12 protein-coding genes are annotated in these 14,837 nt (G+C 70.8%); 7 read left to right on the forward strand and 5 right to left on the reverse strand.

The window, feature by feature from the left end:
- Positions 1–4: 4 nt before the first annotated feature.
- Complete coding sequence (locus tag AB0D74_RS44170) at positions 5–610, reverse strand: VanZ family protein (RefSeq protein WP_362600110.1); 606 nt, start codon at positions 608–610, stop codon at positions 5–7.
- Positions 611–796: 186 nt separating this feature from the next.
- Entirely contained in the window at positions 797–1,402 is a 606-nt protein-coding gene (locus AB0D74_RS44175) for a TetR/AcrR family transcriptional regulator C-terminal domain-containing protein (RefSeq protein WP_362600050.1), read from the reverse strand.
- Between the two features lie 180 nt (positions 1,403–1,582).
- Here AB0D74_RS44175 and AB0D74_RS44180 point away from each other — a divergent pair, with 180 nt between their 5' ends.
- The gene (locus tag AB0D74_RS44180) at positions 1,583–3,034 is read left to right on the forward strand and encodes an APC family permease (RefSeq protein ID WP_362600052.1); all 1,452 of its coding nucleotides are present in this window, start codon (positions 1,583–1,585) and stop codon (positions 3,032–3,034) included.
- Positions 3,035–3,103: 69 nt separating this feature from the next.
- Positions 3,104–4,687, forward strand: coding sequence for an amidohydrolase family protein (locus tag AB0D74_RS44185; protein WP_362600054.1), 1,584 nt, complete (start codon positions 3,104–3,106; stop codon positions 4,685–4,687).
- Positions 4,688–4,995: 308 nt separating this feature from the next.
- Here AB0D74_RS44185 and AB0D74_RS44190 read toward each other — a convergent pair whose 3' ends face one another.
- On the reverse strand, positions 4,996–5,853 hold the full coding sequence (locus tag AB0D74_RS44190) for a phosphatase PAP2 family protein (protein WP_362600056.1): 858 nt from the start codon (positions 5,851–5,853) through the stop codon (positions 4,996–4,998).
- Between the two features lie 82 nt (positions 5,854–5,935).
- Positions 5,936–6,958 carry a LacI family DNA-binding transcriptional regulator gene (locus AB0D74_RS44195; protein ID WP_362600058.1) on the reverse strand — a complete coding sequence of 341 codons (1,023 nt, stop codon included), beginning with the start codon at positions 6,956–6,958 and terminating at the stop codon, positions 5,936–5,938.
- 333 nt (positions 6,959–7,291) lie between these two features.
- On the opposite strand from AB0D74_RS44195, the gene AB0D74_RS44200 reads away from it, so the two are divergent.
- From AB0D74_RS44200 to AB0D74_RS44220, 5 genes are all read left to right on the forward strand, one after another.
- Positions 7,292–8,566: an extracellular solute-binding protein gene (locus AB0D74_RS44200; protein WP_362600060.1), complete on the forward strand. Its 1,275-nt coding sequence runs from the start codon at positions 7,292–7,294 to the stop codon at positions 8,564–8,566.
- Positions 8,567–8,670: 104 nt separating this feature from the next.
- Positions 8,671–9,675, forward strand: a complete 1,005-nt coding sequence (locus AB0D74_RS44205) for a sugar ABC transporter permease (RefSeq protein WP_362600062.1) — start codon at positions 8,671–8,673, stop codon at positions 9,673–9,675.
- Between the two features lie 13 nt (positions 9,676–9,688).
- A complete protein-coding gene (locus AB0D74_RS44210) occupies positions 9,689–10,597 on the forward strand; it encodes a carbohydrate ABC transporter permease (protein WP_362600064.1) in 909 nt (302 codons plus the stop codon).
- 218 nt (positions 10,598–10,815) lie between these two features.
- Entirely contained in the window at positions 10,816–12,480 is a 1,665-nt protein-coding gene (locus AB0D74_RS44215) for a glycoside hydrolase family 13 protein (protein ID WP_362600112.1), read from the forward strand.
- A gap of 138 nt (positions 12,481–12,618) precedes the next feature.
- Positions 12,619–13,992: an alpha-amylase family protein gene (locus tag AB0D74_RS44220; RefSeq protein ID WP_362600066.1), complete on the forward strand. Its 1,374-nt coding sequence runs from the start codon at positions 12,619–12,621 to the stop codon at positions 13,990–13,992.
- Here the strand turns inward: AB0D74_RS44220 and AB0D74_RS44225 are convergent.
- Entirely contained in the window at positions 13,968–14,834 is an 867-nt protein-coding gene (locus tag AB0D74_RS44225; RefSeq protein WP_362600068.1) for a helix-turn-helix transcriptional regulator, read from the reverse strand. The two genes, AB0D74_RS44220 and AB0D74_RS44225, sit on opposite strands and share 25 nt — an antisense overlap.
- Between the last annotated feature and the right edge of the window lie 3 nt (positions 14,835–14,837).

Genomic DNA, 14,837 nt, shown 5'->3' on the forward strand with positions numbered 1-14,837 from the left:
TGACTCAGCCCGTCGGTGTCGGCGCGTGGTGCGGCCGGTCCGACGGCGCCGGTGCCGTCGTACGCCACCAGCGGCGCGAGGCCAGCCCGGCCAGCAGGGCGCCGACGGCGTTGACCAGGACGTCGTCCACGGAGGACACCCGGTCCAGGCGCAGGACGTACTGCGCGGTCTCCACCAGGGCCGAGCAGCCCGCCCCGAGCGCCAGGATCCGCGGCGCCGACGCCAGGGCCGCGAACCGCACCGGGGCGAAGAACCCCAGCGACGCGAAGACCAGCAGGTTGCCGACGATCCCGAGCGTCCCCATGGTCGCCAGGTCCCGCAGCGGTACGAGGCTCACCCGGGCCGGGGCGGTACCGGCCGCCCCGCCCGGCATCATCGTCAGCCACACGAACGGCACCGTCCCGTGCACCATGCCCACCTCGGCCAGCGACAGCCGCCCCGCCGACGCGACCCCGGCGGCGCGCCGGAGGCGGGTCAGCGCCCACGCCGCGAGCCCGGCCAACGGCAGCGTGACCAGCGTCATCAGCACCACGCCGTTGAACGTGTCGAAGCAGCCGTGCCACCGCCCGGCCGCGCAGTTCGGAGCGGACATCATGAGCGGCCGGCGCATGGCGAACGCGGCGCAGGACAGACCGAGGACCGCCAGGCCGAGGAGGGACGGGCCGAGGAGGGACGGGCCGAGGAGGGACGGGTTTCGGTTCACGGCTCCATGGAAGACGGCGGGCGGTTGCCGCGGCGTATGCGGTTCTCGATATGCCCGCGATACCCGGGGTCTGCCAACGGGCGGGGCGGGGGGTCAGCCGGGGAGCAGGGTCCGGGCGTGGTTCATGAGGCCCGTCAGGCCCACCTCGAAGGCGCGGTCCGCCCTGCCGTCCCCCACCGCCGCCAGGGCCTGTGCCAGGTGCGGGGTCGGGGTCCGGTCGGTCAGCTCCCACATCGCCTCCGGGGCCGCCAGGTCCAGCGCCGAGCCGAGCACCAGGTTCTCCAGGGCGATCAGCAGGGGCATCACGTCCGCCGGGGCGAAGCCCGCCGTCAGCAGCACCGTGACCGCGCGCTCGTACTGCTCCAGGACCCGGGGCGCCCGCACCGGCGAGGTCATCAGGAGCGGGATCGCGCGCGGATGGGCGGCGAACGCGGCCCGGTAGGAGCGGGCCCAGGACTCCACGGCGGTGTCCCAGGGGGCCAGGTCCAGGGTCGCGGGGTCGATCGCCGTCGCGACCCGTTCGCGCAGCAGCTCGACGATGCCGTCCCGGCCGTCCACATGGTGATACAGCGAACCGGCCTGGGTGCCGAGCCGCTTCGCGATCTGCGGGACGCTGAAGTCGCCCTGCTCGTCAACGAGTTGCAGCGCGGTCGTGGTGATCCGCTCCCGGTCGAGGAGCGGGGTGCGCGGCCGTCCCATGCGTGTGTTCTCCCCCGAAGGTGTGAAACGGGTCTTCCCGGATGTCCAGGAGGAGGCTACATTGCCAAAACCGAAAGGCTTTAGATTTACGGGTCCGGGGCAGTCCCTGCCCTGGTAGCGCCGGTCATCCCGCACGCCCGGAACCCTCCCCGTCCGTCGCGCTCGAAGGGCTCCCCCTCCATGTCCGTCACCGCTCGCGAGGAGAGCACGCCACCCGCCGTGGCGACCCTCCGCTCCGGCTCGCTCGGCACCGCCGACATCGCCTTCTTCGTCATCTCCGCCGCCGCCCCGCTCACCGTGATGGCCGGCGTCGCCCCGCTCGCCGTCCTGCTCGGCGGCATCGGCGCCCCGGCCGGCTACCTCATCGCCGGCATCACCCTCGCCGTCTTCGCCGTCGGCTTCACCACCATGAGCCGGCACGTCCGGAGCGGCGGCGCCTTCTACGCCTACATCACCCGCGGCCTCGGCCGCCCCGTCGGCATCGGCGCCGCACTGCTCGCCCTCGTCGGCTACAACGGCATGGAGATCGGCGTCTACGGCCTCCTCGGCAGCGCGGGCCGGGACACCGCGAAGGCCCTCTTCGACGTCGACGTCCCCTGGCTGCCGATCGCCCTCGCCGGACTCCTCCTCATCGGCTACGGCGGCTACCGCTCCATCGAGTTCGGCGCCAAGCTGCTCGGCGTACTGCTGGTGGCCGAGACCGGCATCCTCGTGCTGCTCGCCGGCGGAGTGCTGGTGAAGGGCGGCGCGCACGGCCTGTCCGGCGCCTCGTTCGCCCCCGGCCACGTCTTCGTCTCCGGTACGGCGGTCGTCCTCGCCTTCGCGTTCGCCGCCTTCACCGGCTTCGAGTCCACCGTCATCTACCGCCGCGAGGCCCGCGACCCGAACCGCACGGTCCCGCGCGCCACCTACGTGGCCGTCGCCTTCCTCGGCCTCTTCTACGCCTTCATGGTGTGGATCATCATCCAGGCCTTCGGGAACCAGGACGTCATCGCTGCCGCCGCCAAGGACCCCGGGGGCCTCTTCTTCACCGCCATCACCACCTACGTGGGCGGCTGGGCGGCCGACCTGATGCACGTCTTCATCGTGACCAGCATCATCGCCTCGCTCCTCGCCTTCCACAACGCGATCAACCGCTACGCCCTCGCCCTCGCCGAGGAGGGCGTGCTGCCCGGGTCCCTGGGCAGGATCCACCCGCGCCACCGCTCCCCGTACCTGGCCGGTGTCGCCCAGACGGTCCTCGGCTCCCTGGTCGTGCTCGCCTTCTGGGCGGCGGGCGCCGACCCGTACAACCAGCTGCTGCTGTGGGTCAACACCCCCGGAATGATCGGCCTGTTCGCGCTCCAGCTGCTCGCCGCGATCGCGGTGCCCTGCTACTTCCGCCGGGTACGGCACGAGGAGGGCACCCTGCGCACGGTGGTCGCCCCGACCGTCGCCGCGGTCCTCCTCGCCACCGCGATAGGGCTCGTCATCACCCACATCGACCTGTTCACCGGCGCCTCGGACACGGTCAACACCCTGCTGATCGTCATCGCCCCGGCCGTCTTCGTCGCGGGCCTCGGCCTCGCGTGGTGGCTGCGCCGCGAACGCCCCGCGGTGTACGAGGACTTCGCGTCCGAACCGGCCGAATAGCCGAACAGCCGAATCATCGAACAGTCGAATCGTCGAACAGCCCTACCGAACAAGGGAGTTCACCGCACCATGACCGCCACCGCCACCGCCGCCCCCGACCTGATCCTGACCGGCGCCGAGGTCCGCACCCTCGACCCCGCCCGGCCGCACGCCACCGCCGTCGCCGTGCGCGCCGGGGTGATCGCCGCCGTCGGCGACGAGCGGGACGTACGGGACTGGCGGGGGCCGGGCACCGAGGTCGTGGCGCTGGACGGCGCGCACCTGGTGCCCGGCCTGGTGGACGCGCACAGCCACCCGGTGTGGGGCCTGGACATGGCGACCGGCGCCGACCTGTCGGGCGTCCGCGACCTGGCGGCCCTGCGGGCGGCGCTGTCGGGGGCCGACCGGATCGACGGCTGGGTGATCGGCTTCGGCCTCGACCACAACGCGTTCGAGGGCAGGCCGGTCGACCGCGCGCTGGTGGAGGACGTCCTCGGCGGCGCGCCCGCCTTCCTCCGCCTCTACGACGGTCACTCGGCCCTGGCCAGTGGTGCGGCGCTGGCCGCGGCGGGGGTCGCCGGCCCCCGGCCCTTCGCCCAGCGGTCGCAGGTCGTCTGCGATCCCTCGGGCCGCCCCACCGGGCACCTCGTCGAGCACGCGGCGATGCAGCTGGTCGAGGGGGTGATGCCCCGCCCGTCGTACGCGGCCCGCCGGGCCCGCCTGGTCGAGCTGCTCGCCGCGATGGCGGCCACCGGGCTGACCGGGGCGCACGTCATGGACGCCGGGGACGCGGAGCTGGTCGGGGCGGTGGCCGAGGAGACCGTGCTGCCGCTGCGGCTGCGCTTCGCGCCCTGGTGCATGCCGGGGGTCGACGAGGCCGGGCTGGCGGAGCTGGTCGAGGCCCAGGGGCGGGGCGGCCGGCACTGGACGGTCGACGGGGTGAAGTTCTTCATGGACGGCACGGTGGAAGGGGGCACCGCCTGGCTGGAGCACGCGGACTGCCACGGGCAGGGGACGGCGGCGTTCTGGCCCGACCCGGACGCCTACGCCGCGGCCGTACGGCACCTGCACGCGGCCGGGGTGCGCACGGCCACGCACGCGATCGGGGACGCGGCGGTGCGGCACGTCCTGGACGTGGTGGCGGGGCTGGGGCCCGGTGCGGCGGGCAGGCACCGGATCGAGCACATCGAGACGGCGCCGGACGCGCTGCTCCCGCGGTTCGCGGAGCTGGGGGTGGCCGCGTCGATGCAGCCGCCGCACACCGCGTACACGCGCGCCGACCGCACCGACGAGTGGTCCCGCCGACTGGGCGCCGACCGCGCCGACCGTGCCTGGCGCCTCCGCGACCTCCGCGACGCGGGCGCGACGGTCGCCCTCGGCTCGGACTGGCCGATCGCCCACTACGACGTACGCTCCGTCCTCGCCACGGCCCGCACCCCGCGCGGCGCCGCATCGGGCCCGGGCCTCACCGGCCTGGAGGCCCTGGAGGGCTGCACGAGCCATGCGGCGCGGGCGGCGGGTGAGGCAGCCGTAGCAGGCTGCATCACGGTCGGCCACCGCGCCGACCTCACAGCCTTCGCCCTGGACCCCGTCCAGGCCCCGGCGGACGAACTGACCGAGGCACCGGTACGACTGACGGTGACCGGGGGCCACGTGGTGCACCGGGGGAAGTGAGCCGTCGGCGCGCTGAGGCGGATCCGGCACCGCCGGGTCCCACCGTCGTGGCTGACCACCGCGGCGGCGGGGACAGGGGGCCGGCGGACGGTCCGGGCCGGCAGAGGATCTCGGCCTACAGATGTTGTGAGCCGCAGCCGTTCTTGAACCGCGGGTTCGGTCCAGCGGGCGGCGGGCTGAGGCCGGTCCGGCACCGCCGGGTTCCACCGCCGTGGCTGAGCGCGGTGGCGGCGGGGAGAAGGAGGGCGATCATCTGCCGGCCCCCTTTTCCGCCGCGAAGTCCGCCCAGCCGGCCGCAGGCACCCGGCTCAGCCGCCCGCAGGGCTGCGCAGCAGGGTTGTTCCCGTCGGCTGGCGGGGCAGGGTGTAGGGGAGGGCGCCGTACCAGAGGCGTACCACTGTGAAGCCGAAGGTGAGGCAGAGGGCGCCGCCGACCGCGTCGAGCCAGAAGTGGTTGGCGGTGGCGACGATGACGAGGAGGGTGGCGGTCGGGTAGAGGAGGCCCAGGAGCCGTACCCAGGGGATCGACGCGAGGGCGAAGATCGTCAGGCCGCACCACAGGGACCAGCCGATGTGCATGGACGGCATCGCGGCGTACTGGTTGGACATGTGCTTGAGATCGCCGGAGGCCATCGAGCCCCAGGTGTGGTGGACCATCACCGTGTCGACGAAACGGCCGCCGTTCATCAGGCGGGGCGGGGCGAGCGGGAACAGGTAGTAGCCGAGGAGGGCCACCCCGGTGGTGGCGAAGAGGGCGAGGCGGGCCGCCGCGTAGCGGCCGGGATGGCTGCGGTAGAGCCAGACCAGGACGCCCAGCGTCACCACGAAGTGCAGCGTCGCGTAGTAGTAGTTCATGCCGACGATCAGCCAATTCACCGAGTTCACGGCGTGGTTGACCGACTCCTCGACGGCGATCCCCAGCCCGCGCTCGGCCTGCCAGATCCGGTCGGCGTTGCGCAGCGCCTGCGCCCTCTGCTCCGGGACCGCGTTGCGGATCAGCGAGTAGGTCCAGTAACTCACCGCGATCAGCAGGATCTCGAACCAGAGCCGGGGCCGCCGCGGCGTGCGCAGCCGCCGCAGGAACCCCTGTTCTCCCTCACCCGTGACGGTCCGCGGAAGGGTCTGTTGTGCGCGACCTTCCGGCTCTGTCACGGTCGAGTCACTCATAGGCACAGAGTCTGCCAGAAAAGACGTTGTCGACAGATCATCCCAAGGTTGGGTTCACGGTGCACGTTCTACGGCAGGGCGACTACTTCCCGGGTACTGCCGCCGTAGAACCGCGTACCACCAGTTCCGGCATGAAAACGAACTCGCTGTGCGGAGCCGGGGTACCGCCGATCTCCTCCAGCAGGGTGCGCACCGCGGCCTGGCCCATCGCCGGGACCGGCTTGCGGATGGTGGTGAGCGGCGGGTCGGTGAACGCGATGAGCGGGGAGTCGTCGAAGCCGACCACGGAGACGTCCCGGGGGACGTCGAGGCCGCGCTGCCGTACGGCCCGTATCGCGCCGAGCGCCATCATGTCGCTGGCGCACACGATCGCCGTGCAACCGCGGTCGATGAGCGCCGTGGTGGCCGCCTGGCCGCCCTCCAGGGTGTAGAGGGAGTGCTGGACGAGCTCGGACTCGATCACGTCCGCCGACAGGCCCAACTGGTCCTGCATCGCCCGCACGAACCCCTCGATCTTGCGCTGCACGGGCACGAACCGCTTCGGGCCGAGGGCGAGCCCGATCCGGGTGTGGCCCAGGGAGGCGAGGTGGGTGACGGCCAGGGTCATCGCGGCCCGGTCGTCGGGGGAGATGAAAGGCGCCTGCACCTTGGGGGAGAAGCCGTCCACCAGGACGTACGGCACGCCCTGCGCCCGCAGCCGCTCGTAGCGCTGCATGTCGGCCGTCGTGTCCGCGTGGAGGCCGGAGACGTAGATGATGCCGGCGACCCCGCGGTCCACCAGCATCTCGGTCAGCTCGTCCTCCGTGGACCCGCCCGGGGTCTGGGTGGCGAGCACCGGGGTGTAGCCCTGCCGGGTCAGCGCCTGCCCGATGACCTGGGCGAGCGCCGGGAATATGGGGTTCTCCAGCTCGGGCGTGATCAGGCCCACCAGGCCCTCGCTGCGCTGCCGCAGCCGTACCGGACGCTCGTAGCCGAGGACGTCCAGGGCGGCGAGCACGGACTGGCGGGTGGTGGCGGCGACGCCCGGCTTCCCGTTCAGGACCCGGCTCACCGTCGCCTCGCTCACCCCCGCCTGCGCTGCGATGTCGGCAAGCCGTGTGGTCACGGCACTGGACTGTACCGGCCGTATGTCCCCTTGCACACCGATCGGGCGCCTGATGCGGCCTGGGGGGCGGCCCGCTGTGGGCTGCTGCGTCATCGCACTCCCTACTGAAACGTGACGGCAAGAGCTTGCAGAGTCTTGCACAAGTGGCCCCCGTAGCGCTCCACCGCTGTAAACAAGCGTCTCACGGCGGTCGCCGACAGGTCACGCCCGGATAACTTCGGAGATCTCTTGCACTTTTTTGCTGCAAGGTCTTTCGCAAGGATTGCATCGCTGTTACGTTCCCTGACGCCCGGCGGCAGCGAAGGCCCGGGCTTTCACCCTCAAGGAGAACTCATGCGGCGTGGCATAGCGGCCTCCGCGCTGGTGGCGTCCCTCGCCCTCACGGCGACGGCGTGCGGCGGAAGCGACAGCGACAGCAAGTCGGACGGGCCGGTCACCATCACCTGGTGGGACACCTCCAACGCCACCAACGAGTCGCCGACGTACAAGGCCCTGGTCAAGGAGTTCGAGGCCGCGAACAAGGGCATCAAGGTCAACTACGTCGACGTCCAGTTCGACCAGGCGCAGAACAAGTTCGACACGGCCGCCCAGTCCGGCAAGGGCGCCCCCGACGTGCTGCGCTCCGAGGTCGGCTGGACCCCCGCCTTCGCCAAGGCCGGCTACTTCGTGCCGCTGGACGGCACCGCCGCCCTCGCCGACAAGGACAAGTTCCAGTCCAGCCTGATCACCCAGGCCCAGTACGAGGGCAAGACCTACGGTGTCCCGCTGGTCACCGACACCCTCGCCCTCGTGTACAACAAGGCGCTCTTCAAGAAGGCCGGCATCACCACGCCCCCCGCCACCTGGGACGAGGTCAAGGCCGACGCCGCCAAGATCCAGGACAAGGCCAAGACCACCGGCTACTGGGGCCCCGAGGCCGCGTACTACACGCAGCCCTTCCTCTACGGCGAGGGCACCGACATGGTCGACGCCTCCGCCAAGAAGATCACCATCACCTCGGCCGCGGCGAAGAAGGGCTACCAGACCTGGCTGGACCTCTACTCCGGCAAGGGCCTGCACAAGGCGGACGTCACCGCCGACGCCTACGCCCACCGCCAGGACGCCTTCGTCAACGGCAAGGTCGCCATGACCATCGAGGGTCCCTGGGAGATCACCAACTTCTACAAGGGCTCCGCGTTCGGCGACAAGTCCAACCTCGGCATCGCCACCGTCCCGGCCGGCTCCACCGGCAAGGCGGGCGCCCCGACCGGCGGTCACAACCTCTCCGTCTACGCCGGCTCGGACAAGGCCCACCAGGAAGCGGCCGAGAAGTTCGTCGCCTTCATGACCTCCGCGAAGTCCCAGACGGAGATCGCGCTGAAGAACTCCACCCTGCCGACCCGCTCCGACGCCTACACCGCCGAGGTCAAGGCCGACCCGGGCATCGCCGGCTACCAGGCCGTCCTCTCCTCCGCCCAGCCGCGCCCGGCGCTCGCCGAGTACTCCTCCCTGTGGGGTCCGGTCGGCACCGAGCTGACGAAGATCGCCGGTGGCAAGGAGTCCCTGGACAAGGGGCTGAGCACCGCCGAACTCGGGATCGAGAAGCTCGTCCCCGACTTCAGCAAGTAGGCGCCGGCCGGTCGCCGGAGCGCGCCCCGTTCAGGGGGGGAGCGCTCCGGCGGCCACCGGCCTGTGCCCAGCCCGATCCCGGAAGAACCAGAAGGTGTCGAACCATGACAGTCGCCATCGACCGCGCGACCGGCAAACGCCACGGTGACCGCGCGCCCCGCCCCGGGCTGGGCCAGCGGCTGAAGAACAGCTACCAGAAGTACTGGTACGCCTACGCGATGATCGCCCCCGTGGCCGTCGTGCTCGGGGCGATCGTCGTCTACCCCCTGGTGTACGGCTTCTACCTGACGCTGACGGACGCCAACAGCCTCAACACCGCCCGCACCATCGGCGTCAACCACATCGACGCCACCTACAAGTTCATCGGCCTGGACAACTACAAGGACATCCTGTTCGGCCCGACGTCCTACGACCGCTTCTGGTCCCACTTCGTCTGGACGATCGTCTGGACCGCGCTCTGCGTCACCCTGCACTACACGATCGGTCTCGGCCTCGCCCTGCTGCTCAACGAGAAGTTCCGCGGTCGCACCTTCTACCGCATGCTTCTCGTCCTGCCCTGGGCCGTGCCCACCTTCGTCACCGTCTTCGGCTGGCGGTTCATGCTCTCCGACAGCGGCATCATCAACAGCGCGCTGCACTTCCTCCATCTGCCGCAACCCGCCTGGCTGGAGGACACGTTCTGGCAGCGGGCCGCCGCGATCCTGGTCAACACCTGGTGCGGTGTGCCGTTCATGATGCTCTCGCTGCTCGGTGGGCTCCAGGCCATCGACGGCACGCTGTACGAGGCCGCCGAGATGGACGGCGCCAGTGCCTGGCAGCGCTTCAGGTACGTCACCCTGCCGGGCCTGCGGTCCGTCAGCTCCACCGTCGTCCTGCTCGGCATCATCTGGACGTTCAACCAGTTCGCCATCATCTTCCTGCTGTTCGGCGACACCGCCCCGGACGCGCAGATCCTGGTCACCTGGGCCTACTTCCTCGGCTTCGGACAGCAACCGCGTGATTTCGCCCAGTCCGCCGCCTACGGCATGCTGCTGCTGGCCATCCTGATCGTCTTCACCTCCTTCTACCGCCGCGTGCTCAACCGCAACGAGCAGCAGCTCGCGATCTGAGGCAGGAGCTCCCATGAGTACGACCACTGTCGAGACCTCCGCCCAGGTCGCCGAGGAGGCCCCTGTGCCCGGTCCGCGCCGCATCCGCCGCCGGGGTGAGCGCGGTCCCCTCGCCACCGCCGCCACCCACGGCATCCTGGGCGTCGCGAGCCTGATCGCGTTCTTCCCGGTCGGCTGGCTGATCTTCCTGTCCCTCGGCCCGGACAAGGACGACTACCTCCACCCGAGCGGCATCTGGCACAAGATGACGCTGAGCAACTACTCCTTCGTCCTCCAGCACACCGGGTTCTGGGACTGGTTCAGGACGACGATGATCGTCGTCGGCGGTACGACGGTCATCGGGCTCGTCCTCGCCTCCACCACCGGCTACGCGGTCTCCCGCATGCGCTTCCCCGGCTACCGGAAGTTCATGTGGCTGCTGCTGGTCACCCAGATGTTCCCGGTCGCCGTGCTGATGGTGCCGATGTACCAGATCCTGTCGGACCTCGGCCTCATCGACAGCTACCTCGGCCTGATCCTCGTCTACTGCACCACCGTCGTCCCCTACACGGCGTTCCTGCTCAAGGGCTACTTCGACACGATCCCCTTCGAGATCGACGAGGCCGGCCGGGTCGACGGACTCTCCCCGTTCGGCACGTTCGCCCGGCTGATCCTGCCGCTGGCGAAGCCGGGCCTCGCGGTCGCCGCGTTCTACAACTTCCTCACCGCCTTCGGCGAGGTCGCCTTCGCGTCGACGTTCATGCTCAGCGACGACAAGTACACGTTCGCGGTGGGGCTGCAGAGCTTCATCAGCGAGCACGACGCACAGCGGAACCTGATGACCGCGACGGCGGTGCTGATCGCGATACCGGTGGCCGTGTTCTTCTACCTCGTACAGAAGAACCTGGTGACCGGACTCACCGCGGGCGGCACGAAGGGCTGACGCCGGTTGCCGGAAAAGCTGCTTCGGCCGTCGTGTGTCTGCGGCGCCGTTGTGGCTGGTCGCGCCCACGCGGCGGAAGCCGCACATCGATAGAGCCCCGCGCCCCTTACGGGGCACGGGTGGCGGCCGTGGTGACCATCCGACCCCGCTGTCACCACGGCCGCCTCCACACCCCACCCTCTGACCCGATGACCCAGTTACGACGCATCAAGGACGCCATGAGCCAGCAGCATTCCGCCGCCGACCCGGCCCCGACCACCGCCACCCTCGCCCGTCGCCGCGACTGGTGGCGGGACGCGGTGATCTACCAGGTGTATCCGCGCAGCTTCGCCGACAGCAACGGCGACGGGATGGGGGATCTGGAGGGCGTGCGCGGCAGACTCCCTTACCTGCGTGACCTCGGTGTCGACGCCGTGTGGCTCAGCCCGTTCTACGCCTCCCCGCAGGCGGACGCCGGCTACGACGTCGCCGACTACCGGGCCGTGGACCCCATGTTCGGCAACCTGCTGGACGCGGACGCGCTGATCCGGGACGCGCACGCGCTGGGTCTGCGGATCATCGTCGACCTGGTGCCCAACCACTCCTCGGACCAGCACGAGTGGTTCAAGCGGGCGTTGGCGGAGGGGCCGGGATCGCCGTCGCGCGACCGGTACCACTTCCGTCCGGGCAAGGGCGAGAACGGCGAACTGCCGCCCAACGACTGGGAGTCCATCTTCGGCGGGCCCGCGTGGACCCGGGTGGCGGACGGCGAGTGGTACCTCCACCTCTTCGCCCCGGAGCAGCCCGACTTCAACTGGGACCACCCCGCCGTCGGCGACGAGTTCCGCTCCATCCTGCGGTTCTGGCTGGACATCGGCGTGGACGGCTTCCGTATCGACGTCGCCCACGGCCTGGTGAAGGCGGAGGGGCTGCCCGACCTCGGCGGCGCCGACCAGCTCAAGCTGCTGGGCAACGATGTCATGCCGTTCTTCGACCAGGACGGCGTCCACGACGTCTACCGGCAGTGGCGGCACGTCCTCGACGAGTACGCCGGTGAGCGGATCTTCGTCGCCGAGGCGTGGACCCCGACCGTCGAGCGCACCGCCAACTACGTCCGCCCGGACGAGCTCCACCAGGCCTTCAACTTCCAGTACCTGAGCACGGAGTGGGACGCCGCCGAGCTGCGCGAGGTCATCGACCGCACCCTGGAGGCGATGCGCCCGGTCGGCGCCCCCGCCACCTGGGTCCTCTCCAACCACGACGTCACCCGGCACGCCACCCGCTTCGCCAACCCGCCGGGACTGGGGACGCAGATCCGCACGGCCGGCGACCGGGAACTGGGTCTGCGCCGGGCGCGCGCGGCCACCCTCCTCATGCTCGCGCTGCCCGGCTCCGCGTACATCTACCAGGGCGAGGAGCTGGGCCTCCCGGACGTCGTGGACCTGCCCGACGAGGTCCGCCAGGACCCCGCGTACTTCCGGGGCGCGGGCCAGGACGGCTTCCGGGACGGCTGCCGGGTGCCGATCCCGTGGACGCGGGAGGGCTCGTCGTACGGCTTCGGCGGCGGGGGCAGCTGGCTGCCGCAGCCCGCGAGTTGGGGCGAGCTGAGCGTGGAGGCGCAGACGGGGGTGGCCGGTTCGACGCTGGAGCTGTACCGCGCCGCGCTGGCCGCCCGCCGCACCCAGCCCGACCTCGGTGCGGGCGACCGCGTGGAGTGGCTGCGCGCGCCCGAGGGCGTCCTCGCCTTCCGGCGCGGGGAGTTCGTGTGCGTCGCCAACACCGGTGGGGAGTCGGTGACCACACCCGCCTACGGCAGGGTGCTGCTGGCCAGCGGTGAACTGACCGAGGCGGACGGCGAGGCGAAGCTGCCGGCCGACACCACCGTGTGGTGGACCACCGCCTGACGGGTCGTCACCCGGTAACTTCTTGCAGCAACTTCACAGGGCCCGCTACCCATCCGGGGAGCGGGCCCTTAACATCTGCGCAACCGCAAGGTTTCAGCAAGGTTTCTGCAAGAGCCTTCAACGGTGAAGGAACCCCACATGGCACGTAAGACACTCTCCGCCGCACTGGCGCTGGCCGCCTGTAGCGTTGTCATGACCCCGTCCGTCGCGTCGGCCTCCCCGCCCGGCACGAAGGACGTCACCGCCGTCCTCTTCGAGTGGAACTACGGCTCGGTCGCCAAGGAGTGCACCAACACCCTCGGCCCCGCCGGCTACGGCTACGTCCAGGTCTCCCCGCCCGCCGAGCACATACAGGGCTCCCAGTGGTGGACGTCGTACCAGCCGGTGTCGTACAAGATCGCGGGCCGGCTCGGCGACCGCACCTCCTTCCAGAACATGGTGAACACCTGCCACGCGGCCGGTGTGAAGGTCGTCGTCGACACCGTCGTCAACCACATGTCCGCGGGCAGCGGCACCGGCACCGGCGGCTCCTCGTACACGAAGTACACCTACCCGGGCCTGTACTCCTCCTACGACTTCGACGACTGCACCTCGCTCGTCTCGAACTACGCCGACCGCTGGAACGTCCAGCACTGCGAACTCGTCGGCCTCGCCGACCTGGACACCGGCGAGGAGTACGTCCGCAAGACCATCGCCGGCTACATGAACGACCTGCTGAGCCTCGGCGTCGACGGCTTCCGCATCGACGCGGCCAAGCACATCCCGGCCGAGGACCTCGCCAACATCAAGACCCGGCTGACCAATCCGTCCGTGTACTGGAAACAGGAGGTCATCTACGGCGCCGGCGAGGCCGTCCAGCCCACCGAGTACACCGGAAACGGCGACGTCCAGGAGTTCCGGTACGCCTACGACCTCAAGCGCGTCTTCAACGACGAGAACCTCGCCTACCTCAAGAACTACGGCGAGGGCTGGGGGTACATGAGCAGCTCGGTCGCCGGGGTCTTCGTCGACAACCACGACACCGAGCGCAACGGCAGCACGCTCAACTACAAGGACGGCGCCACCTACACGCTCGCCAACGTCTTCATGCTCGCCTATCCGTACGGCGCCCCCGACATCAACTCCGGCTACGAATGGTCGGACGCCGACGCCGGGCCGCCCAACAACGGTGTCGTCAACGCCTGCTGGCAGGACGGCTGGAAGTGCCAGCACGCCTGGCCGGAGATCATCCGCATGGTCGCCTTCCGCAACGCCGTGCGCGGCGAGTCGGTGACGAACTGGTGGGACGACGGCGCCGACGCGATCGCCTTCGGACGGGGCGCGAAGGGCTATGTCGCCGTCAACCACGAGTCGAGCTCGCTGACCCGGACGTACCAGACCTCGCTGCCCGCGGGCACGTACTGCAACGTGCAGGCGAACACGCCGGTGACGGTCAACGCGAGCGGCCAGTTCACCGCCACCCTGGCCTCGAACACCGCCCTCGCGGTCTACGCCGGGAAGTCCACCTGCTGAGGATCCATCCGCTGGGTCCCGATCACCGACAGCAGCCGCAGCGCCTCCTCGGACGGTGAGCCCGGTGCGGCCGTGTAGATCACGACCTGCTGGTCCCGGTCCGGGACGTCGAGGACATCGCAGTTCACGGTGATGTCCCCGACCAGCGGATGCCGGAAGGTCTTGACCTGGGACGGCTGCGCGGCCACGTCGTGGGACTCCCACAACCGCCCGAACTCCTCGCTGCCGGCGAGGAGTTCGGCGACCAGCCCGGACACCTCCGGCGTGTCCGGGTAGCGGGCGGCGGCGCCCCGCAGCCGCTGCGCCGACACCCGGGCGAACGTGTCCGGGTCCGACACCCCGTACAGCCGCTCACCCGGCGGCAGCGGATCGAGGAACGCCTTGCGCACCAGGTTGCGCTCGCGCGGCGGCAGTGCGGAGAAGTCCTCCATCAGCGCTGCCGCCAGGTCGTTCCAGGCGAGGATCTCGAAGGTCGCCGACGTCACGATCGCCGCCGCCCGCGGCAGCCGGCACAGCAGGTCCAGCAGGCTCTGCCGGACCTCGCGCACGGGACCGCACGGCGGCCCGGGCGGAGCCCCCGCCAGATGGTGCAGATGGTCCCGCTCGGCGTCCGACAGCCGCAGCGCCCGCGCCAGCCCGCCCAGCACCTCCCGCGACGGCCGCGGTGCCCGGGCCTGCTCCAGACGGGCGTAGTACTCGGCCGAGATGTACGCCAGCTGCGCCACCTCCTCACGCCGCAGTCCCGGCGTACGGCGCCGGGGCCCGCCGGGCAGCCCCACCTCGCCCGGGCCGATCCGCTCACGCCGGCTGCGCAGGAATGCCGCGAGTTCTCGCCTGTCCACGCG

The sequence above is a fragment of the Streptomyces sp. NPDC048278 genome (assembly GCF_040652195.1).
In the GTDB taxonomy this organism is placed as follows: domain Bacteria; phylum Actinomycetota; class Actinomycetes; order Streptomycetales; family Streptomycetaceae; genus Streptomyces.

Coding starts and splice junctions, on each gene's coding strand:
- AB0D74_RS44220 (WP_362600066.1), top strand. CDS start 12,619: ATGGCACGTAAGACACTCTCCGCCGCACTGGCGCTGGCCGCCTGTAGC.
- AB0D74_RS44175 (WP_362600050.1), bottom strand. CDS start 1,402: ATGGGACGGCCGCGCACCCCGCTCCTCGACCGGGAGCGGATCACCACG.
- AB0D74_RS44205 (WP_362600062.1), top strand. CDS start 8,671: ATGACAGTCGCCATCGACCGCGCGACCGGCAAACGCCACGGTGACCGC.
- AB0D74_RS44200 (WP_362600060.1), top strand. CDS start 7,292: ATGCGGCGTGGCATAGCGGCCTCCGCGCTGGTGGCGTCCCTCGCCCTC.
- AB0D74_RS44180 (WP_362600052.1), top strand. CDS start 1,583: ATGTCCGTCACCGCTCGCGAGGAGAGCACGCCACCCGCCGTGGCGACC.
- AB0D74_RS44185 (WP_362600054.1), top strand. CDS start 3,104: ATGACCGCCACCGCCACCGCCGCCCCCGACCTGATCCTGACCGGCGCC.
- AB0D74_RS44215 (WP_362600112.1), top strand. CDS start 10,816: ATGAGCCAGCAGCATTCCGCCGCCGACCCGGCCCCGACCACCGCCACC.
- AB0D74_RS44210 (WP_362600064.1), top strand. CDS start 9,689: ATGAGTACGACCACTGTCGAGACCTCCGCCCAGGTCGCCGAGGAGGCC.
- AB0D74_RS44190 (WP_362600056.1), bottom strand. CDS start 5,853: ATGAGTGACTCGACCGTGACAGAGCCGGAAGGTCGCGCACAACAGACC.
- AB0D74_RS44170 (WP_362600110.1), bottom strand. CDS start 610: ATGCGCCGGCCGCTCATGATGTCCGCTCCGAACTGCGCGGCCGGGCGG.